The following is a 22,212-nucleotide window of genomic DNA, read 5'->3' on the forward strand; positions in this document are numbered from 1 at the left end:
CGCATTCATGTTCATCCCCTGAACGTTTATAGAACGCAGTCCAAATTTGGGCTGCGTTTTTTTATGTTTATCAGTCAGCTAACTGGCCTGAGCGTGCCGCCTGTTTGAAATAGTTTGCCAAAAACGTATCAAAATCAACGTTATTGTCTTGCTGATAACGATCTTCAAACGCTTGCTCTGATTCGGCCGCCCATTTAGCAAAATCATCTTGTTGATAGTAACTGAGCGGTTCATTTTTCAATTGCTCACGGTATTGCTTAGCTAACTGCATACCTAAATTACTATTATCGCGATCTTCTTCTTTAAGCAAACGTAAAATTTGTCCCGATAACGTACTTTCCGGATTTAATACCCATTCATACAAATCCGCCAAATGATTCTGATAAACTTTACTGTCTGAACTATTATCCAGCGCTTTTGCAATTGAAGCGAAATCTGCAAAAAGTTCTTCCAGCCAGTCAGCCATTAAGCGATCAATACCGTTTTGCTGCAAGCTTAAGCGCGGGTTACGCCCCTGCATCACCACTTTAGTAAAGTTTTCATCAGCTTGCTGCTGCTGTTCCCAGCTCATTTCTTTGCTTGGTTGTAATAAACAATGCAGAAGCATTAAGTCCAGAAAGTGCATTTGCTGCGCAGTGATACCTACATCACTAAACGGGTTCACATCCAGCGCACGAATCTCTATGTACTCCACGCCGCCTCGCTCTAAAGCCTGGCTAGGCGTTTCGCCATCGCGTGCTGTCTGTTTAGGACGAATTGGCGAATAGAACTCATTTTCTATCTGCAGAATATTATCGTTAAGCTGACGGTAATCGTCGCCTACTTTTACACCGATTTTCGAAAACTGCTGAGAAGGCGTTGTAATTGCGCGACGCAGGCCCTTCACATACTCATCCAATGAATTGTACGTTATTTTCAGCGTTGCCTGTTCTTTATTGGTATAACCTAAGTCGCTCATTCGCAACGACGTGCCGTAAGGCAAAAATACCGTTCCTTTACCTACCGTATCAAAATTCCACTTTTGCAGAATCTCTTCGTTTTTCGTCTGACTGAAAAACGATTTACACAAAGCGGGTGAAGCGCCAAACAAGTACGGAATAACCCAGGCAACACGCTTAAAGTTACGAATGAGCGCGAAATACCGTTCCGTACGGAAACTCTGGTTATTACGAACGCCTTCAATCTCCGCTAATTCTTCCCACATCGCATCGGACACGGAAAAATTGTAATGCACTCCGGCAATAACCTGCATGGTAGCGCCATAACGGTATGTCAGACCTCGTCGGTAGAGGCTTTTCATACGTCCCGAATGCGAGTCACCATATTTAGCGATACGAATATCGTCATCTGAGCCAATGTAGCAAGGCATGCTCATCGGCCATAACAACTCGTCATCAATGGCGTTATAGGCCACACGATGAATATCACGGAGCTGTGACAGTGTGGTGTTAATATCGGAGGCAACCGGAGTAATAAACTCAAGTAGGTTCTCTGAGTAATCGGTTGTAATGGTTGGATGCGTCAGAGTTTTTCCTAACTCCTGAGGATGGTCACCCGGCGCCAGCGTTCCATTTTCTTTTATGCGCAAAGCTTCACGTTCAATACCACGCTTAATGCCTTGCCAAACTGCTGTTTTACCCGATTGCTTAAGCTTTTCGATAACTGCTTGAAATGTTGCTTGCAAATGACAACTCCACTCACTAAGACGGAAGGTTTTCTGTCGCTAAGCTTACTGGTAATTCGCTAAAAGGTCTATGTTTGTCACTCTTAATTTGAGCACATAACTTGGCGATTAAGGCTCAACGTGGCAGACTAGCTGCTGTTTATCTAACCTTTCGGTTACGGATCAACCATGAATTCATTCTGGACATTTTTACAGCTCATTTTTGTCATTCTTCAGGTAACCAGTCTTGCGTTATATGCCCTGTTACCTTCCCCCTGGAGTGACACTGTATTAGTCGCAATGATTCTGTTCAGTTTGATTATTGGCATTGTCATTTGGTGGTGGTCCCGGCGCAACGCGCTGACAGCGCCTTTTCGGCAACCCTTTTTATCGTCCGATTCATTACAACTGTTTGAACAAGTCTTTAACGACCTGCCAACCAGAGTGTACTGGCGCGATCCCGAACTGAAATTGTTAGGCGGAAACCGTGCTTTTGCCAATGACTTTGGTATTGATCCTGAATCTCTGGCCGGTAAAGCGGATGCAGAAATAGACTCTCTTGCCAGTAACGATGTGTTACTGAAAAGGGACAGAAAAACTTTTAGCCAGCAAACACCGTCCGCTAATGCTGAAATCGAATTGAAAGCCAATGGGGAAAGTCAGTGGGTCGAGCACTCCAGTGTTCCCCTTTACGATGACGACGACAATATTATCGGCATTCTCGGTAGCTACTACGACATTTCCGGTATTAAGTCGGTTGCAGAAGAAATGGAAAAAGCCAAAGAAACTGCCGAACGTGCCAACCAGTCGAAAGGTGAGTTTCTGGCGAATATGAGCCATGAAATTCGCACTCCAATTAACGCTATTGTCGGTATGGCAAACCTTTGCCTCAAAACCGAGCTTACGCAAAAACAAAAACGCTATATCAAAGTCATAGACTCTTCTTCGCAAGCGTTACTGGGCGTAATTAATGACATTCTCGATTTTTCAAAGATTGATGCAGGGAAGTTAACTGTCGAACGCATTCCTTTCGACTTGCAAGACGTATTGACCTCATTGGCGGATATGTTTGCCTACCGAGCTTACGATAAAGATCTTGAGTTTATTATTAACTTACCAGCCAATATACCCACGCGTTTAATTGGCGATCCGCTGCGGTTAAACCAGGTTCTCGTCAATTTGATCAGTAACGCCATTAAGTTTACCGAAGACGGTGAAATAAATGTTGCTGTTAATTTACTGGACAATTCACGGGATAATGTGTTGCTGCGGATCTCGGTTACCGATACCGGTATTGGTATGGACGAAGAGCAGCGCGCAAACCTCTTTAAAGCCTTTACTCAGGCAGACACATCTACAACCCGTAAGTATGGTGGCACCGGCCTTGGTTTAGCTATTTCCCGACGCCTTATTTTGTTAATGGGCGGCGATATCGGCGTAACCAGCGCCGCCGGTCAAGGCTCTACGTTTTACATCGAAGTCGAACTGCCGTTACAGACAGAGCAGGACAACAGTCATCATCAGTATCTTTTGCAGAAACTTAAAGGGGTTCGAATTCTCGCCATTGATGACAACTTAAGTACCCGTGAAATGCTCTATGAAATGCTGCGCAGTTATCAGGTTGATGTAAAAGTTTGCCGCACGGCGGAACAAGCTCTGCAAGTGTTTCAGTTGTCTGTCGAGGGCAACAATCCTTATCAACTGGTTTTGGTTGACTGGCGTTTGCCGGGTATGGATGGTCTGGAATTTTGCCAAACGATAACCGAGCGCTATGCAGAAGACATTCGGCCGAAAATGACTCTGGCAACGGGCTACTATGCCGAGGAATTATCCGAAAAAGCGAAGCAGGCGGGCGTAAACGATATTATTTCAAAGCCATTTACCGCTTCAACTTTAGGACGAAGCCTGACGTCTACCCTGGTTCAGCACGAGCTTCCGGATGAGAATGATGCTGACAATAACGACGGCATTCCGGAAAGCATTCTGCGAGCGCCAATTTTAGTCGTAGAGGACAACGAAATTAATCAGCAAGTGGCACGTGAAATCCTTGCAAGCCATAAGTTTAAAGTCGACATTGTCGAAAATGGTCAACTGGCGGTAGAAGCTGTTCAGAATAATAATTACTCGCTGGTATTAATGGACATTCAAATGCCTGTTATGGATGGGCTAAAGGCGGCTCGTACTATTCGCGCCGACTTCAATTATCAACAACTACCAATTCTGGCAATGACAGCGAATGCGATGAGCGGTGATGAAGAGCGCTCGCTGGCTGCAGGTATGCAGGGACACATTGCAAAACCTATTGATGAAAAACAACTCATTAAAGCCATTGTGAAATGGGCTGTTCCCGGTGACTACACCAATAATCAGCAGCAGGAAAAAGTGCGCGAGCCTAAACAGGAAGAAGCACCGAAATCTCCAGTTCGGATACCGCAGGTAAAAGGCATTGAGTTTGAAGCGGCATTAAAGCGTTTACAGTACAATGTTGAGCTTTATCTGAAGTTAGTAGAGCAGCTGTATGAAACCTACCAGGGTAGCGCCACTAAAGTCTCTGACTTTATTACTCGGGGCCAGCATGAAAGCGCGCGACGCTATTTCCACTCATTGAAAGGAGCCGCCGCTAATCTTGGCTTTACTCATTTACAAGGCAAAGCCGCCGACTTAGAGCAATTTATGGCAGAAGGTAACATCGATAAAGTTGCTGACCAGATCACTGAGCTGGAAAAACGTTTGCGCTATGCGCATCAGGCGGCTGTAGACTTAGAAGCTATTCAACAACATCAGTCTTGAGGAATTACTATGACTCGATATTTTTTTATTATTCCGCTGCTGCTCAGCTTGTTTTGGCTGTTGTATTTACAAGTCAATGGCTGGAGCATTAAACAGGGCTATAAAGGTTTTATTTACATTGCTGTATTCAGCGCTGTCATCGCCGCTTTTTACACGACGATGATGTTTCTTACCGGGCGTTAAACCAAAGCTAACAGAACGCCCGCAGCCACAGCTGAACCCAGTACGCCGGCGACATTTGGCCCCATCGCATGCATTAACAGGAAGTTTTGCTGGTTAGCCTGTAAACCCACCTTATTAACTACCCTTGCTGCCATAGGTACAGCGGAGACTCCGGCAGCACCAATTAACGGGTTAATCGGGTCTTTGCTGAATTTCCCCATCAATTTCGCCATTAAAATGCCGCTGGCGGTTCCAATGGAAAATGCAACAGCACCTAACACCAGAATGCCCAGCGTCTGGAAGCTGAGGAACTGATCTGCCTGCAGTTTAGAGCCCACAGCCAAACCTAGAAAGATGGTGACAATATTAATCAGTTCATTCTGAGTGGTTTTCGTTAAGCGTTCCACCACGCCAGATTCACGCATTAAGTTACCCAGGCAGAACATGCCAACCAAAGGCGTTGCTGAAGGCAAAAATAACAACGTTAGCCCCATAGCTATTAGCGGGAAGAAAAGCTTTTCACGACGAGCCACCGGCCGTAACTGCTCCATTTTTATCTCACGCTCGGCCTGAGTTGTCAGCAGTTTCATTATTGGTGGCTGGATAATAGGCACCAGCGCCATATATGAATAAGCGGCAACAGCAATAGCGCCCAATAAATCCGGTGCCAGCTTCGACGCCAGGAAAATAGCCGTGGGACCATCAGCGCCGCCGATAATTGAAATCGCCGCCGCATCGGACATCGAAAACTCAATGCCCGGTATGCCATTCAGAGCAATAGCACCAAACAAGGTAGCAAAGATACCGAATTGAGCCGCTCCACCCAAAAAGAGCATTTTAGGGTTTGCCAGTAAGGGCCCAAAATCGGTAAGCGCCCCGACGCCCATAAAAATAAGCAATGGGAACATCCCGGTGTCAATTCCAACGCTGTACACGTAGTAAAGAACTCCCCCAGGCTCAGTGAAACCACCTAAAGGGATATTTGCCAGTATTGCGCCAAAACCAATAGGTAACAGTAATAGAGGTTCAAATTTCTTTGAGATTGCCAAGTACAATAGCAACCCACCCACCAGAATCATGCTGAATTGACCAAATGTCATTGCAGCAATGCCGGTGGTTTCCCATAAAGTCTGCAGCTTCTCCATATTAACCTACCGTCACCAGAGCATCACCTACGGTCACTGCGTCACCTTCTTTTACATGAAGAGACTGAACAGTGCCGTCTTTGGGTGCTTTAATATCGGTTTCCATTTTCATCGCTTCCATTACCAAGACAACGTCGCCGGCTTTTATTGCAGCGCCTTCTTTGGCTACAACTTTAAAAATATTACCAGCTAATGGCGCTTTTATAGTTTCACCTTCACCTGAGCCACCTGATGATTCTTGCGATGGCTCCTGTGATGATTGTGAAGACTCTGCTGAAGACGATGACTTCACAGAATCGAGCTGACCCGTTGGCCCGACTTTTACATTATAACGCTTACCCTCAACCTCAACTTCGTATTGTTCGACATCTCCAGTTGCCTTTGGAGCTTGTTGCTCTTTAGATTCCGTTGTCTCTTCAGGCTCTTCTCCGGGCACCGGCTCAAAAGCATCCGGGTTATCACGGTTCTTAAGGAATTTAAGCCCAATTTGCGGAAACAGCGCATAAGTTAAGACGTCATCAACAACATCATCCGCCAGACGAATATCTTCGTCTGTCGCTTTATCTTTTAGTTCTTTAGTCAACGCATCCAGTTCGTTATCCAGTAAGTCGGCAGGGCGACAGGTAATAGGCTCTTCGCCGTCCAGAACACGCTTCTGCAGGTCTTTATTCACCTCGGCAGCGGTTGCTCCATACTCGCCTTTCAGAACCGCAGCAGTTTCTTTAGAGATATTCTCATAACGTTCGCCACTCAACACATTCAGTACAGCCTGTGTTCCCACAATTTGTGAGGTTGGCGTGACTAGAGGTATAAAACCAAGGTCTTCGCGTACTTTAGGAATCTCTTCCAGTACTTCATCAAATTTGTCCAGCGCGCCCTGCTCTTTTAACTGCCCTTCCATATTGGTCAGCATACCGCCCGGCACCTGAGCCAGGAGAATTCGTGCATCAACGCCTTTAAGAGATCCTTCAAACTTAGCGTATTTCTTACGTACGTCGCGGAAATAGCTCGCCACTTCAGCCAAGTCAGGCAGTGACAGGCCAGTGTCGCGATCACTGTCCTCAGTCATCGCAACCAGAGTTTCTGTAGGCGAGTGGCCGTAAGTCATACTCATTGACGAAATCGCGGTATCCAGCATATCGATGCCAGCGTCGATTGATTTCTGGTAAGTTGCAACGCTCAGTCCGGTTGTGGCATGACATTGCATGGCAATTGGTAAATCTGTGTTTTTCTTTAACGCACTGACCAGCTCATAAGCATCATTAGGACGCAGCAGACCCGCCATATCTTTTATGCATATAGAATCACAACCTAAGCCTTCCAACTCCTGAGCCATATTTACCCAGGTATCCAGCGTATGCGCCGGACTAACCGTATAAGACATTGTGCCCTGTGCGTGGCCATCAACGTCTTTAGCCGCTTTTATCGCTGTTTTTAAGTTACGAACATCGTTCATCGCGTCAAAAATACGGAAAACATCAACGCCATTTTCCTTTGCCCGCTCGACAAAACGTTTCACCACGTCATCGGCGTAATGCCTATATCCCAACAGGTTTTGCCCTCGAAGCAGCATTTGCTGGCGAGTATTCGGCATTGCTTTTTTCAGTTGTCGAATGCGTTCCCAGGGGTCTTCACCAAGATAGCGAATACAAGAATCAAAAGTCGCGCCCCCCCAGGACTCCATTGACCAGTAACCAATGCTGTCTAGCTTTTCTGCGATGGGAAGCATGTCGTCCAGACGCATACGCGTTGCGAGTAGTGACTGGTGTGCGTCACGCAGCACCAACTCTGTTAGTAACAGGGGTTTACTCATTATGATTTCTCCTTGTGATTCGCTGCTTTTTTGCCTTGACGGTAACTGTGTACCGCAGCAGAAATTGCAGCCAGTACCGCAGGAGTTGCTGCATCAGAGTTATTATCTTTGAGCGATGGCTGCGTGCTGGCAACAGGCTCTGGTGTTGGAATCAAGCGTTTCATAACGCTCATGGCAACGACCAATAAGCAAAGAAAGATGATGACTGCGCCCATACCGACCAGCATGAGTTGCGCAGCTTGGCTGAGCAATTCTGACACTAAGCACTCCTGATTGGTTGCTAAGGTATTGTTATGAAATTATTAAATACTATGGTAGCAAGTCACGCAAGGAGATACAGCAGTAAATAGTGGGTATTCAGAATTTTAATGAGATTAAAAAACATTCAACGGGATTAATATGAAACTAAGATAATTAAAGGGGGGTAGGAAAAGAATGGCGCGCTCGGGAGGACTCGAACCTCCAACCGCCTGGTTCGTAGCCAGGTACTCTATCCAGTTGAGCTACGAGCGCGTATTCAGGTTAGTAACAATATGGCGCGCTCGGGAGGATTCGAACCTCCGACCGCCTGGTTCGTAGCCAGGTACTCTATCCAGCTGAGCTACGAGCGCGTAATTGTTACTGCAAACGACTGGCGGAGAGGGAGGGATTCGAACCCTCGATAGGGCTACAAACCCTATACTCCCTTAGCAGGGGAGCGCCTTCAGCCACTCGGCCACCTCTCCAAATCGTTGTGGCGTGAATTCTAGCGATGTTGGCAATAATGTCAATCGCTTTTTTAAAAACTAGGGTTTAAGTGTGGGATAATTGACCATCTCGCGTAATTTTTCTTCATAATGGTCAAAAACATAAAAAAAGACCGGCTTTCGCCGGTCTTATCTAATCTCTTATTCTGTGTCTTGCTCATCGTCCTTTTCAGACTGAATACGCATATATATTTCTTCGCGATGAACGGAAACGTCTTTCGGGGCATTAACACCAATACGTACTTGGTTTCCCTTAACGCCGAGAACGGTGACCGAAACATCATCACCTATCATTAATGTTTCACCTACACGGCGAGTTAAAATTAGCATAAATTGCTCCTTCAATACTGTTCCGATTCTTACCGCGATTATCGAACTTTTCCCTGAACTGGCGTAAGCAGTCTACCAACACTGAGAGTGATTACACTATAACGAAGCGCATACTATTTCGTTATATTTTCAACTCTTACACCGACAGCTAAAGCTGTTGCTGTAACCAAGTCGTCGCAGTGGCTAAAGCTTCATTTAGCTGCTCCGGAAGTGAGCCACCTGCCTGCGCCATATCAGGACGACCTCCGCCCTTGCCCCCAACGACATTTGCAGCCTGATTCACGATATCTCCTGCTTTAACTTTAGACGTTAAATCGGTAGTAACGCCAGCAATTAAACTGACTTTATCACCGTTTGCAGTTCCCAATAATACGATGCCTGAGCCCATTTGGTTCTTCAAATCATCAACTAATCCGCGCAAAGATTTCGGATCGGCCTGATCTAACTCTGCAATGATTGCTTTAACCCCATTAATATCAACAGCCTGAGCAATTAACCCACCACCGGCCTGCTGTGCCAGTTTCTGTTGCAGCTGCTCGTTCTTACGCTCTAATTCACGGAACTTATGCTGCAGCTGCTGGACTTTATCAACCGAGGAGCTTGGTTCTGTTTTCAACTCTCCAGCAATTTGCTGCAACACACTTTGCTGCTGTTGAGTATATCGCACGGCTGCTTCTCCGGTTACCACTTCAATACGACGCACACCAGAAGCAATACCACCCTCTGACGTTATTCTGAACAAACCGATATCGCCTGTAGCTTTGACATGAGTACCACCACAAAGCTCCATGGAGAAATCCCCCATGCGTACAACTCGCACTTGTTCGTCATACTTCTCGCCGAACAGTGCCATTGCGCCCGCTTCTTTTGCTTCATCAATCGCCATAAGCTCGGTTTGCAGTGGCAGGTTAGCGCGAACTTGTGCATTTACCTCACGTTCTAATTGAGCCAACTGCTCAGTCGTCACTGGTTCAAAGTGCGAGAAATCAAAACGCATTTTGTCCGGCTCAACCAAAGAGCCTTTTTGCGTAACGTGCTCGCCCAGCAAGTTTCTAAGCGCTGCATGCAGCAAATGTGTTGCCGAGTGGTTGCGTTTAATATTCTCACGACGCTCGGAATCAATTTCGGCTTTAACGCTGTCGTTGAGCTTAACCGCAGCTTTCGCTACGCCGTGGTGCGCTATCGCTTTGCCAATATACTGAGTGTCTGTCACTTCAAAGGCAGGTCCGTTGGCAACCAAAACACCTTTGTCACCAATCTGACCGCCGCTTTCTGCATAAAACGGGGTTTCTGATAAAACCACAATACCGTTTTCACCCGCCTGCAAATGCTCTACCGGCTTACCGTCTTTAAATAACTCGACCACTTTTGCCTGCCCGGCAACATCATCGTAACCGGTAAATGCGGTTTTGTTGTCAGATTTAAGCTGCTGATTATAATCCATGCCAAACTGAGAAGCCTGTTGAGCCCGCTGACGTTGCTCTGACATCGCCTGCTCGAAGCCTTGCTCATCAATTGTCAATTCCTGTTCACGCGCGATATCCGCGGTTAAATCAACCGGAAAGCCATAAGTATCATAGAGTTTGAATACCACATCGCCCGGTATGACATTACCTTTCAATTCGGCAATTTCGTCTGACAAAATCGCCAGACCACGCTCCAGCGTGCGCGCAAACTGCTGTTCTTCACGCTCCAGCGCGTCTTTAATAATTTGCTTTTTCTGCTCCAGCTCAGGGTACGCTTCCCCCATCTGGCGAGCCAACTCGTCCACTAAACGGAAAAAGAAGATACCTTTAGCGCCCAGTAAATGCCCGTGCCGCACGGCTCTACGTATTATACGACGCAGAACATAACCGCGACCTTCGTTCGACGGCATCACACCATCCGTTATCAAAAATGAACACGAACGAATATGATCGGCGATAACGCGCAATGATTTATTATCTAAGTCATTGGTGCCAATAATTTCAGCCGCCGCTTTAATCAGCGCCTGGAACAAATCAATTTCATAGTTACTGTGAACGTTCTGCATAATGGCAGAAATGCGCTCCAGGCCCATGCCCGTATCAATGGAAGGATCCGGTAGAGGTTCTAAGGTACCGTCAGCCTGACGGTTATACTGCATAAAGACCAGGTTCCAAATCTCGATGTAACGATCACCGTCTTCTTCAGGGGTTCCCGGAGGGCCACCCCATACTTCTTCACCGTGGTCATAAAACACTTCAGAGCATGGACCACAAGGCCCCGTATCACCCATGGACCAGAAGTTATCTTTTTCACCAATGCGCGAAATACGGTCTTCCGGCACGCCAATGTCTTTGGCCCAGATGTCGTAGGCTTCATCATCTTCAATAAACACCGTAACCCAGAGCTTTTCAGCCGGCAGCTTCAACTCTTTGGTTAAAAAGTCCCAGGCGTACTGAATGGCTTGTTTCTTAAAGTAGTCACCAAAACTGAAGTTACCCATCATTTCAAAGAAAGTATGATGGCGGGCTGTGTAGCCAACATTTTCTAAATCGTTATGTTTACCTCCGGCACGCAGACAACGCTGCGCCGAAGTCGCCTTATCATAACGACGTTTATCAGTCCCCAGGAAAACGTCTTTAAATGGAACCATCCCCGCATTAGTAAATAACAAGGTGGGATCGTTACCGGGAATCATTGATGCTGAAGGAACTTTTTCGTGTCCTCGCTCAGCAAAGTAATTTAAAAATGCATCACGAATTTGGGCACTGTTCATGCTCATATTGAGTCCTACTTTTCTTAACTGAGTGACTTTAGGTCAATGTTTTAATGCTTTAAGACTATCACGAAGTAGCCGTCTAGCCTAGCGTCGTGGTCGATTGACGCAAGCGAAAATTTGCTCCGGAGTAAAGCCTCTCTGCTGTAAAAAGCGTACCTGACGATTCCATTCTTTTTCGTCTGCCGGGTCATCATCTCCAAACTTTTTCTGCTTCAGCTCTGCACACAATTCAAACCAGTCAACTTCCATGGATTCGAGCACGTCCTCAACAATGTCTGAAGCAACACCTTTTTGCTGAGTGGCCTGTGCCATGATTTTTAATCTGCCCTGCTTTTGCCCGACTTTTTCGCGAATAAAACTACCGGCAAAGCGTTCATCACTCTGCCAGCCTTCCTGTTTAAGCTCGTCAACAACACGGTTAACCATTTCTGCGGGCCATTGTTTCTGGATTAATTTACGCTTTAATTCAGTTCTGCTCTGCTCTCGCATTGCCAGCAACCGAAAAGCACTGTCACGCAGTGCTTTTTCGTCATACTCTGAACTTTCGTCCATGGTCTATACTCCAACACCTAACTATGGAATTTGGTCTAAGGATGCTTAATATGACTCAGAGTAATTCAAAATCAAGGTTTCTCTTCGTTTGTCTTGTCTTTCTTACGGCAGGATTTACCACTTTCGCTCAAGCAGACGAGCGCACCTTATCAATATCCGGTAGCGGTAGTGTTTCTGCTATTCCCGATCAGATGTCACTGACTTTCTGGATTGAGGAACGTGGCAATAAACTTAGCTCCCAAAAGTCTATGGTTGATGACACCACCAGCCGCCTGATTAACGATCTAAACGATAAAGGCGTAGAAGACAAAGACATTCGTTCTTACCAATTACAAATTTACCCCCGCTATGAACAAAACGATGACGGGAAAAGAGAACAAGATGGCTTTGTGGTTAAACGGGAAGTTCAGATCACTCTGTTAGAACCTGAAAACTACGACAAAATTATCGACTTGGCATTAGCGCGGGGAGTCACTCGCGTTGGCCAGGTTCAGTTTGAAATTAGTGATCAGCAGGGTTTGTACCAGCAAGCGCTCGTTAACGCTTATGAACAAGCGAAAAATAAGGCCGAACGTTTGGCTACCGCCGCGGGTCTCAAGCTGACAGGAACATTAAGTATCGCGGAACGTTCTATGTCACGACCGATGGTCATGCAAATGGCAGAAATTAGCAGCCGCTCAAACAAAGTGTCATTACCCGGACAGCAAACCATTGAGGCACAAGTTGAGGTTATATTCTCAACCAAAACTCTGTCGGGCGCTGACAATTAAATCGTTGCTATGTTGAATAGACAGAGTAAAATAGCTTAACAATCAACAAAATTTTAACAGATAGAGCTATCTTGTTTCTAAAAATTCAAAGTCTTTTATTTATTACTTTACTCGCTGTCACTTCATTCGTTTCAGCTCAGGAGTGGCAGCAGCAACGCGTTGATGCCAGCAGTAGCCCGGACAAATGGATAAAAAAGACTTCTGAATTAATAGAACAGTACAATAACCAGCGCCAGTTTGAAGAACTGGCAATGGCTTACGCATTGCAAGTTGAGGCCTACCGATATTCCGGCCAGGAGAGTAAAGCACATGCAGCTATAGATGAAGGCTTACGCTTTGCGGAATTGGCCGACTCAAAAATAGCAAAAACTCTGCTGAGAATTAACCAAACCTCGTATTTCTTACAACGAGGCAAAATTCGCCAGGCCAATACCAGTATTACCCACGCACTCAAAAATGCTAAAGCCTCCGGCAATAAGGATTTACAGATAGAAACCGACATCCTTCATGCGCAAGTAATGAAGAATACGGGCGATATAGCCCAGGCACTGCAAACCCTGGAAGAGCTCAACCGTAATGCCTACACGGCACACCCCAGGTTGCAGGTAGAGTTTCACGCTCTAATTGGCTCTGTTTATCTCGATGTCGGGGCAAACGAAATTGGTTTAGAGCACATTCAGGATGCACTCGACATCAGCAGAGAGCATTTGGGTCAATGGGATGTTTCAGTACTCGAATACAATTTAGCCACTGCCTACCGAGATGGGGGGAATAATGAAAAAGCCAGGCAGCATTTTGAAACGGCTTTAGAAATCAGTAAAGCCATTAAAGATGATCTTGGCGTCGCTTACGCCCTCTTCCAAATCGCCTCAATTAACATCAAAAACGGAAATTATCAGCAAGCCCTAAAACGTCTCAACAGAGCCATGCCGCAATTTAGAGCGGCCGGAGCCCACCCTATGGAGGCACGGAGCCGGCTAGCCATGGTTTCGGCTTATTTAGGTACCAACCAACTTGAAAAAGCGCTTGCTCAACTAGAAGCCGCCAATTCGGTTATTAACACATTGACTGATAACGAGTTGTACCAAACCCTTAATGAGCGTTGGTCTGAGTATTATCAGCGTATAGAAAATTACAAGCCGGCTCTGGAAAGTTACAAGACTTCCGTCGATTATATGCAGAAAGTAAGGGAGCAAACTCAGGATAAGCAAGTACAGGAAATTATGGTGCGCCTGGAAATTAAAGAACAGGAGACCACCAATGAATTACTTCAAAAAGAAAATCAATTGCAGGAGTTAGAACTGCAAGAGCAGCAAACCTCCTATTACCTGCTGGTGTGGATCATTATTTCAGGCCTTTTAGTGGTTATTATTGTTTCGGCTTTTCTGTATCAGCAGTGGCGGGCTCGTAAAAACTTCGCCGAATTGGCATTAAAAGACGACTTAACGAACGCGCCGAATCGACGTGCCATTGTCCGTATTTGCAAAAAAGGTCTGGAGCAAGCTCGCGAACAACAACGTCAGTTAGCCCTGGCCGTTGTCGACTTCGATTACTTTAAGGCAATAAATGATCAGTTTGGTCATGACGTTGGTGACCGCGTATTACAACGTTTTGCAGAAGTTGCCAAACTCAGCCTGCGTGATCAGGACAACTTTGGTCGCCTGGGAGGCGAAGAGTGGCTGCTGGTCTTTTTCGATGTCAGTAAAGAGGACGCGAAAAACATCTTCGAACGCATTACCGAAGAGCTGAACAGCAAGCCCATTAGCGGTTTGCCGAAAGACTATCGTATTACCTTCAGTATGGGCTTTACCAACGCTCACCCGGAAGATAGCTTTGATTCTCTTTATAAACGTGCGGATGACGTTTTGTTCGAAGCTAAGGATAAAGGCCGGGAGCGCCTAATCATCACCGATTAGAGCTCATCTGTTCTAAATCAGGCAAATTATGACTGATACAGTGCAAACCACCGCCCCCTAAGACAAATTCGCGTGCGTCAACGGCAATGACCTTGCGCTCCGGAAGCGCTTCGCAAACAGTCATCAAGGCTTGAGCGTCTGTGGTTAAACCAAACTGAGGTACTGCAACTAGCTTGCTCGTTTGCAAAACATTCACATAACTGCAAAGTAAAGGCAGTTCAACAGTACGTTTTAAGCTTGACGATGTAAGCTCAACCCCCTCTCTTTCTTCACTCGCAGGCAGTTGTGGAAGCGGCAAAGGTAGTGGAATGGTTTGAATGTAAGCAGGCAGTTTATCCAGTTGTTTTTTAAGCGCCTGGCAGGTTTTATAATCAGGGTGCGCGGTATTATCAGTGGCCGCATACAACAAAGTATTTGCTTCAACGAATAACGCCATATTATCTATATGCCCGCCCGTTTCATCAGCAACCAAGGCGCCATCAAAAAAGTGTAAACGCTGCCCGGGGAGCAACCGGCCTAATAAAGACGTTATCTCCAGCTCTGTCATTGCCGGGTTGCGCTGCTTAATACAGGCCAGGCCAATGAGCCAGTCACCCTGACCGTTGTGCGTAAAAGCACCACCTTCCGCAATAAGCAGGTTATTTGTTAATGGGCTTTTCAAGCGAGAACACAGACTTTGACTAAAAACTTTATCAGCAGCAATATCGTTCTGGACACCACCCCAGCCATCAAAATCAAAAGACAATGCCGCCAGCTGGCCGTCGCTGTTTAACTGCCACAGTGGCGTAGTATCGCGTAGCCAGATATCGTCATAATCAATTTCAATGCGCTGAACGGACTTAAGTGCCTCGGGTACACTGTCGCTTGTGCTCGCAGGAACAACGAGCGAAACCGGCGTGTTAGCAGACAATTGTTTTATTAGCTTTATGAGAGCGTCACGAGCTGGTTCGGCATGCTTACGCCAAACATCACTGCGGTATGGCCAGGCCAGCAACAAACGCTGGTTTTCCATAAAATCAGGTAACCAGCGCGCAGTAGTGGTCACTTACTTACCCCGTCGTTTACTCTGTTTTTTATCCAGTCTGTGACGGGCGGTGGCTTTACGAATTTTCGCAAAACGACGCTGCTTAGACTCTTCATTACGAGGGTCGAGAAAAGACTCTTTTTCCGCCGGTAAATTAACCTGAGCTCTTAACGCATTGACCTGAGGCAATGACATTTCAGCCCAGCCGCCTTGCGGCAAGCCCGGCTCCAGAGGAATATCTCCATAACGAACACGGATAAGACGACTCACCTGCACTTCCTGTGATTCCCACAGGCGACGAACTTCACGATTACGCCCTTCACTGATAGTTACATGGAACCAGCGATTCATACCATCACCACCGGCAGGCTTTATGCTATTGAAATGCGCAGGGCCATCTTCCAGTTGCACACCTTTTCTCAGGCGCTGCATCATGGCTTCATCCACCTCGCCAAACACCCGTACCGCGTATTCACGTTCAACCTGCTGGCTGGGGTGCATCAGACGATTTGCAAGTTCACCGTCAGTAGTGAACAACAACAGACCCGAGGTGTTCACATCAAGCCGACCCACAGCGACCCAACGCGCACCGCTCATTCTTGGCAAGCGATCATAAACGGTCGGCCGTCCTTCAGGATCCTTGCGCGTACACAATTCCCCCTCAGGTTTGTGATAAATCAAAACTCGGCAAATGACCTCTTCTTCAGGTTTAATCTGAACTTCGTGGCCATCAATGCGTACTTTTGCGTCGGCATCAATACGTTCACCCAATTGTGCTACTTTGCCGTTCACACGAATCCGCCCCGCTGAAATTTTTGTTTCAATTTCGCGGCGTGAACCATGTCCAGATCGGGCTAAAACCTTTTGTAATTTCTCGGTCATTACGAATCATCTCTCTCGTTAGTCGCTGTCTCAGCGGTACGTTCATCATCTTCATCAAGTGTGTCGATATCAGGCAATTCTGATAAATCACTTAAATTAAAATCATCTAAAAAATCGTTAGTGCTGGCATAAAGCTGGGGTCTTCCCGGCACTTCTTTGTGCCCTACGACTTTAATCCAACCTCGTTCCTGCAATGTTTTCATTATTTGGCTACTGACACTTACACCACGTATTTGTTCAATTTCACCACGCGTAATGGGCTGCCGGTAAACAATTAACGCCAAAGTTTCCAACAAAGCGTTTGAGTAACGAGGCGGTTTTTCCTGCCAAAGCCCGGCTAACCTCTGTCCCAACTCCGCCCGTGTTTGAAAACGGTAACCGGAAGCCACTTTCACCAACTCAATACCACGTTCCTGGTAGTCTGACTGCAACTCTTTAAGTTGCTGCCTTATAGCCGCCAGCGAGGCCTCGCCCTCATTCAGCAGCAGCTGATACAGCTGCTCAGCCGATAACGGCTGCGGATGCGCAAACAAGGCCGCTTCAATAAGTTGTTTAAGCTGTAACGGATTCATCGTGACTGTGCTGTCTCAAACTCAGGCGAATATCACTCATAGGCTCTACTTGTGACAATTCTATCATTGATTCTTTCACAAGTTCCAAAATTGCTAAAAAACTGACCACAGCTCCGGCGCGACCTTCTTTTCGGGTAAAAAGTTGGCTAAAAGAAACGTATTTTTTATGGCTCAAAAACTCCAGTACCTGGCTCATTCGCGCTCGTGTCGATAGTTGCTCGCGCTTTATCTGGTGGTGAGCTTTTAACTCCACCTGTTGTAACACACGGCTAAAAGCGAGAGTTAAGTCTTCAAGAGTCACTTCCGGCGGCGCAGCCGTTAACCACTCGCGTGCATTACTGCCAACCTCACCCAATACAATATCTCGTCCCACCTGCGGTTGCTGATCAATATATTCAGCACCCTGGCGTATCGCCTCATATTCCTGCAGGCGTCTTATAAGCTCCGCCCTCGGGTCTTCTTCCTCGTCATCTTCCTGAGGCGGTTTGGGTAACAACAAACGGCTTTTTATTTCGGCCAGAATGGCCGCCATCACCAAATAATCGGCGGCAAGCTCCAGCTTCAGCTCTTGCATCATGTCCACATACTCAACATATTGCCGGGTAATGGCCAGAACAGGCATGTCCACAATATCGAGCTTTTGTTTGCGAATTAAATACAACAAGAGATCCATCGGACCACTGAAAGTATCTAGTATAACTTCCAACGCATCCGGCGGTATATAGAGGTCTTCAGGCTTTTCTATAACCGGTTCGCCGCGAACAAAGCCTAAAGGCAGTGACTGTTGTTCCGCCATAATTAAACCGAGTGCCTGTTTAAATGCCTAAAAATCAAAAGGCTCTACGTCTCCGGAACCTTCGCGACGAATGGTCGGTGCTCCCTCCGATAAATCCACAACCGTCGTTGGTTCTTCACCTTTATGGCCGCCATCAATAATTAAATTCACCAGCTTTTCCAGCTTACCCCGAATCTCTTCCGGATCAGATTCAGCCAGCATTCCTTCGCCAAGGATCAAACTGGTCGACATTAATGGTTCATTTAACTCTTCCAACAAAGCCATTGCGATACGATTCGTCGGAACCCTTATACCAATAGTTTTACGTTTAGGATTTAACAGCCGCTTGGGAACCTCTTTCGTTCCCTTTAGAATAAAAGTGTAAGGTCCGGGGGTGTTATTTTTCAGCAACCGAAAGGCGTCGTTATCAACCCGCGCATAAGTCGCAAGCTCAGATAAATCACGGCACATTAGAGTAAAGTTGTGCTCTTTGTCTATTTCACGAATCTGACAAATACGGTCAGCCGCTGCTTTATCACCAATTTGACAACCAATGGCATAACCCGAGTCGGTGGGGTAAACCACCACTCCACTTTTACGAATAATCTGAACCGATTGCTGAATTAAACGTGCTTGAGGATTTTCCGGATGAATTTCAAAATATTGACTCATAATCTCACCTCAATCCTGATACTGTGACCAATGCTCCCATATTGGCACACAGTCCGCTGGTAGACAAAGATTTTTACCCAGTTCGCGCCAATTCCCCGGATAGTGAAAATCCGAGCCCTGCGAGGCTAAAAGGCCATATTCCTGGCTCATTTTCGCCAGGGCATCACGGTGACCGGGAGACTGCTGACACAAACTGACTTCCATGGCATCGAGTCCCCACTCTTTGCCCTGTATTAAAAGCTTGCGCAGCCATTTATTCGACATTTTGTAGCCATGCGGATGCGCCAGTACCGCCTTCCCTCCGGCTTCATGGATAGCTTCTATCGCGGTAGGAATATCACACCATTCAGGATTTACATAGGCACTATTGCCTTTGCCAATAAAGCGGTCAAAAGCTTTTTGTGGGTTGCTGACAATACCTTTTCGTACCATAGCGTCGGCAATGTGCTTACGTGTAGGCAAACCTTCCGCCTGGCATTCTTCTGCTGATAAACTGACACCCCGCTGATATAACTTTTTCAGCATCGCATCGAATCTATTATAGCGACGTTGCTGTTGTTCGCTCAATAAAGCCTTTAAAGGTTCCGCACTCGGGTCGATATTAAGTCCAACAATATGAATTTCAAAGCTGTGCCAGCGACAACTGATTTCGACACCGTTTACCAGCTCAATCGGCAAGTTATCATGTTCGATGAGACGACTCGCTTCTGCCAGCCCGTCAACGCAATCATGATCGGTTATCGCCAGTACATCGACGTTCTGCTCACAAGCGCGCAGCACAAGCTCTGAAACTGATAGCGAGCCATCAGAACAGGTGCTGTGACAATGCAAATCGTAAACTGGCATTAAATCTCCGCCGCCAGTTCTGTACCCTGACGAATCGCGCGTTTGGCGTCGAGCTCGGCAGCGACATCGGCACCACCAATTAGATGCACCGTCTGACCGGCCGCCTGCAGCGCGTCGTGCAAGGAGCGTTGCGGTACCTGCCCCGCACAAATAATCACATTATCGACTTCCAGCAATTGTTTTTCACCTTCACGTTCTATTTCAATACCTTCTGGCACAATGCGATGATAAGTCACCCCATTCCACATGTTCACAGACTTACTTTTTAACTCGTTGCGATGAACCCAGCCAGAGGTTTTACCTAAGCCTTTACCGACTTTGCTCTCTTTTCGCTGAAGCAACCACACCTGACGCGGGCTTTGCTCTGGCTGCTGCGGTTTCAGACCGCCACGATCAGTGTAGCTTTTATCAATCCCCCAACGCTCTGACCACTCGGGTTCATCCAGTGTCAGCGACTTCTCAGTGGTCAGATATTCAGATACATCAAAACCAATGCCACCGGCACCAATCACAGCCACTTTTTTACCCACAGCTTTGTGATCGCGTAAGACATCTAAGTAACCCAGCACATGCGGCAAATCAACACCCGGAATATCCACCTGGCGAGGACTGACACCGGTTGCCAGAACCACATCGTCGTATTTTTCTGCCAGCAACCCTTCGCAAGTCTGCTCTTTTCCAAGCTTCAAATTTACCCCGGTGTCTTCAATGCGGTACTTAAAGTAGCGCAGGGTTTCATAAAACTCTTCTTTACCCGGAATCTGTTTAGCGTAGTTAAACTGACCGCCAATTTCTTCGGACTTGTCGTACAAATCGACCTGATGACCGCGCTCTGCAGCATGACAGGCAAAGGCTAACCCTGCCGGACCAGAACCGATTACCGCAATGCGCTTTTTCTGCTCCGCCGGCTTCATGACCAGTTCCTGCTCAAAACAGGCTCTCGGGTTAACTAAACAGGACGCTCTTTTATTCTCAAAAACATGGTCCAGACAAGCCTGATTACAGGCAATACAGGTATTAATACGTTCAGACTGACCTTGTTCCGCTTTCTTCACAAACTCCGGATCAGCCAGTAACGGTCGTGCCATTGAAACCATATCGGCCTGGTTGCTTTCCAGAATATGCTCAGCAATTTCCGGCGTGTTGATACGGTTAACCGCCACCACAGGAACCGATAATTCTCGGCGCACGCGCTCAGTTATCCAACTGAAGGCGCCACGTGGTACCGAGGTGACAATGGTTGGTACCCGGGCTTCATGCCAGCCAATACCCGTATTAATAATAGTAACACCCGCCTGCTCCAGCAGTTTACCCAGTTGCAGAACTTCATCCAGCTGATGACCGTCTTCAACTAAGTCCAGCATCGACAAACGGAAAATAATAATCGATTTTTCACCCACAGCCGCGCGCACAGCTTTAACAATCTCCAACGGGAAACGCATACGATTTTCGAAACTGCCGCCCCAGTTATCATCGCGCTTATTCGTTCTTGGACACAAAAACTGGTTAATCAAGTAACCTTCCGAGCCCATGATTTCCACACCGTCGTAGCCAGCCTTCTGCGCCAGCTTTGCGCCGCGGGCATAATGCTTGATGGTGTTTTTAATCTGGCGCTCCGACATGGCTTTTGGCTTAAATGGGTTTATCGGGGCTTTTATAGCGCTGGGAGCCAAAGAAAACGGATGATAACTGTAACGCCCGGCATGCAAAAGCTGCAGGCATATTTTACTGCCATACTTGTGAACGGCGTCGGTTACCTGACGGTGTTTTCCCACGTGCCAGGGTTTGGACATTTCACTGCCAAAAGGCGCCAGACGCCCACGAAAGTTAGGGCTGATACCGCCGGTGACAATAAGACCGACACCACCTTTGGCGCGCTCTTCATAAAAGCTGGCTAATTTACTAAAGCCATTTTTTTCTTCTTCCAGGCCTGTATGCATTGAGCCCATTAAGACTCGGTTCTTCAATGTCGTAAAACCAAGGTCCAGGGGTTTCAGTAAATTTGGGTATGATTTTTCCACGCCAACCTCTTATTTTAAACTTATTTTAAACGGGTGTTTAATTTTCCTAACTTTACTGCTTAAACCCGTTTAACTCAAGCTCAGAACGCCATTGCTTCACGCAATAAAAACCGCGAAAGCGCCATACTATCGACTTGTATGTTCGGGTTTCCGTTGCGCACTTGTTTCGAAACCTGCTCAAAAATCGGCCACAGCAGTTCCTGTACCTGATCATTCGCGTCTTGCATTGACTGCAGGTCTTTCAATTTAAGCTGATCAACATGCACACTTAAAATAGGCTCACCTTTATCAAACAGGTTAATGGTAACGTCTTCCATCAACCACGTATCAACCCGCCAGTTTAAAGGCACCGAATTTATCTTTTGAACTTTAACACCACTCATTTGCTTTAGAAATTCATGCAAGTTTGAGCGCCCGGTATCGTAATATGCGACGGTTAATTGAGCGCCGGACATCTCAATTTTTGAAATATCCACACGGCTGCTGCCAAGCGCCTGCCAATCACCCGTTAGCATTAATTGCTTAGCCAGCAGAAGTTGATTTTCGGGCTCCGACAAGGCTTTGACCCGGGTCGCAAAACGAACATTATTTACGGTCAGACCATCGGTTAACGAGTTAACCTCAAGTTCGCCTACTTCCAGGTCCGCATTTAACTGCTCCGAAGCCATTGTCTGTAGCCCCTCTTTCATCGCATCAGACAAATTCTGAGCCGCAACTGAGAAGCTAAGCAAGGGTAAAACTAACCAACAAGCCGCCCGTGTTATATTTGTAAGTTTCATTGATGACCTCA

At 46.7% G+C, this 22,212-nt stretch carries 19 protein-coding genes and 3 tRNA genes; 4 read left to right on the forward strand and 18 right to left on the reverse strand.

Annotation, left to right across the window (positions count from 1 at the left end):
- Positions 1 to 70 precede the first annotated feature (70 nt).
- A complete protein-coding gene (gshA, locus tag U0358_RS08855) occupies positions 71 to 1,684 on the reverse strand; it encodes a glutamate--cysteine ligase (protein WP_322406046.1) in 1,614 nt (537 codons plus the stop codon).
- A 168-nt stretch (positions 1,685 to 1,852) separates the two neighbouring features.
- On the opposite strand from gshA, the gene U0358_RS08860 reads away from it, so the two are divergent.
- Together U0358_RS08860 and U0358_RS08865 are read left to right on the forward strand one after the other, a co-directional pair.
- Entirely contained in the window at positions 1,853 to 4,453 is a 2,601-nt protein-coding gene (locus U0358_RS08860) for a response regulator (protein WP_322406047.1), read from the forward strand.
- A gap of 9 nt (positions 4,454 to 4,462) precedes the next feature.
- On the forward strand, positions 4,463 to 4,636 hold the full coding sequence (locus U0358_RS08865; RefSeq protein ID WP_317498580.1) for a hypothetical protein: 174 nt from the start codon (positions 4,463 to 4,465) through the stop codon (positions 4,634 to 4,636).
- On the opposite strand, the gene U0358_RS08870 is transcribed toward U0358_RS08865, so the two are convergent.
- The 9 genes from U0358_RS08870 to U0358_RS08910 all read right to left on the reverse strand — a co-directional run bounded on the left by U0358_RS08870 (position 4,633) and on the right by U0358_RS08910 (position 11,944).
- Entirely contained in the window at positions 4,633 to 5,760 is a 1,128-nt protein-coding gene (locus U0358_RS08870) for a sodium ion-translocating decarboxylase subunit beta (protein ID WP_317498579.1), read from the reverse strand. The two genes, U0358_RS08865 and U0358_RS08870, sit on opposite strands and share 4 nt — an antisense overlap.
- A gap of 1 nt (position 5,761) precedes the next feature.
- Positions 5,762 to 7,573 (reverse strand): sodium-extruding oxaloacetate decarboxylase subunit alpha, encoded by a 1,812-nt coding sequence (gene oadA, locus U0358_RS08875; RefSeq protein WP_322406048.1) that lies wholly within the window; start codon positions 7,571 to 7,573, stop codon positions 5,762 to 5,764.
- Entirely contained in the window at positions 7,573 to 7,833 is a 261-nt protein-coding gene (locus U0358_RS08880; RefSeq protein ID WP_317498577.1) for an oxaloacetate decarboxylase subunit gamma, read from the reverse strand. Before U0358_RS08880 ends, oadA begins: the two co-directional genes overlap by 1 nt.
- 176 nt (positions 7,834 to 8,009) lie before the next feature.
- A tRNA-Arg gene (locus U0358_RS08885) sits at positions 8,010 to 8,086 on the reverse strand.
- A gap of 21 nt (positions 8,087 to 8,107) precedes the next feature.
- Positions 8,108 to 8,184 (reverse strand) — tRNA-Arg (locus tag U0358_RS08890).
- Positions 8,185 to 8,205: 21 nt separating this feature from the next.
- Positions 8,206 to 8,298 (reverse strand) — tRNA-Ser (locus U0358_RS08895).
- Positions 8,299 to 8,460: 162 nt separating this feature from the next.
- Complete coding sequence (csrA, locus tag U0358_RS08900; RefSeq protein ID WP_317498576.1) at positions 8,461 to 8,649, reverse strand: carbon storage regulator CsrA; 189 nt, start codon at positions 8,647 to 8,649, stop codon at positions 8,461 to 8,463.
- Positions 8,650 to 8,797: 148 nt separating this feature from the next.
- Positions 8,798 to 11,395, reverse strand: coding sequence for an alanine--tRNA ligase (gene alaS / locus U0358_RS08905; RefSeq protein WP_322406049.1), 2,598 nt, complete (start codon positions 11,393 to 11,395; stop codon positions 8,798 to 8,800).
- Between the two features lie 81 nt (positions 11,396 to 11,476).
- On the reverse strand, positions 11,477 to 11,944 hold the full coding sequence (locus tag U0358_RS08910; RefSeq protein WP_317498574.1) for a regulatory protein RecX: 468 nt from the start codon (positions 11,942 to 11,944) through the stop codon (positions 11,477 to 11,479).
- 50 nt (positions 11,945 to 11,994) lie between these two features.
- On the opposite strand from U0358_RS08910, the gene U0358_RS08915 reads away from it, so the two are divergent.
- The gene (locus tag U0358_RS08915) at positions 11,995 to 12,714 is read left to right on the forward strand and encodes an SIMPL domain-containing protein (protein ID WP_322406050.1); all 720 of its coding nucleotides are present in this window, start codon (positions 11,995 to 11,997) and stop codon (positions 12,712 to 12,714) included.
- 71 nt (positions 12,715 to 12,785) lie between these two features.
- On the forward strand, positions 12,786 to 14,630 hold the full coding sequence (locus U0358_RS08920) for a tetratricopeptide repeat-containing diguanylate cyclase (RefSeq protein ID WP_322406051.1): 1,845 nt from the start codon (positions 12,786 to 12,788) through the stop codon (positions 14,628 to 14,630).
- Here U0358_RS08920 and U0358_RS08925 read toward each other — a convergent pair.
- From U0358_RS08925 to U0358_RS08960, 8 genes are all read right to left on the reverse strand, one after another.
- The gene (locus tag U0358_RS08925; RefSeq protein ID WP_322406052.1) at positions 14,620 to 15,675 is read right to left on the reverse strand and encodes an agmatine deiminase family protein; all 1,056 of its coding nucleotides are present in this window, start codon (positions 15,673 to 15,675) and stop codon (positions 14,620 to 14,622) included. The two genes, U0358_RS08920 and U0358_RS08925, sit on opposite strands and share 11 nt — an antisense overlap.
- Positions 15,676 to 16,536 carry a 23S rRNA pseudouridine(2605) synthase RluB gene (rluB, locus tag U0358_RS08930; RefSeq protein ID WP_317498570.1) on the reverse strand — a complete coding sequence of 287 codons (861 nt, stop codon included), beginning with the start codon at positions 16,534 to 16,536 and terminating at the stop codon, positions 15,676 to 15,678.
- Positions 16,536 to 17,108 (reverse strand): SMC-Scp complex subunit ScpB, encoded by a 573-nt coding sequence (scpB, locus tag U0358_RS08935; protein ID WP_317498569.1) that lies wholly within the window; start codon positions 17,106 to 17,108, stop codon positions 16,536 to 16,538. Before scpB ends, rluB begins: the two co-directional genes overlap by 1 nt.
- A complete protein-coding gene (locus U0358_RS08940) occupies positions 17,089 to 17,904 on the reverse strand; it encodes a segregation and condensation protein A (protein WP_322406053.1) in 816 nt (271 codons plus the stop codon). Before U0358_RS08940 ends, scpB begins: the two co-directional genes overlap by 20 nt.
- Positions 17,905 to 17,931: 27 nt before the next feature.
- Positions 17,932 to 18,555 carry an L-threonylcarbamoyladenylate synthase gene (locus U0358_RS08945; protein ID WP_322406054.1) on the reverse strand — a complete coding sequence of 208 codons (624 nt, stop codon included), beginning with the start codon at positions 18,553 to 18,555 and terminating at the stop codon, positions 17,932 to 17,934.
- Positions 18,556 to 18,564: 9 nt separating this feature from the next.
- Positions 18,565 to 19,401, reverse strand: a complete 837-nt coding sequence (locus tag U0358_RS08950; protein ID WP_317498566.1) for a PHP domain-containing protein — start codon at positions 19,399 to 19,401, stop codon at positions 18,565 to 18,567.
- Complete coding sequence (locus tag U0358_RS08955) at positions 19,401 to 21,422, reverse strand: oxidoreductase (RefSeq protein WP_317498565.1); 2,022 nt, start codon at positions 21,420 to 21,422, stop codon at positions 19,401 to 19,403. Before U0358_RS08955 ends, U0358_RS08950 begins: the two co-directional genes overlap by 1 nt.
- 80 nt (positions 21,423 to 21,502) lie before the next feature.
- Complete coding sequence (locus U0358_RS08960; RefSeq protein ID WP_322406055.1) at positions 21,503 to 22,201, reverse strand: hypothetical protein; 699 nt, start codon at positions 22,199 to 22,201, stop codon at positions 21,503 to 21,505.
- Between the last annotated feature and the right edge of the window lie 11 nt (positions 22,202 to 22,212).

The organism is Idiomarina sp. PL1-037, assembly GCF_034422975.1.
GTDB lineage: Bacteria > Pseudomonadota > Gammaproteobacteria > Enterobacterales > Alteromonadaceae > Idiomarina.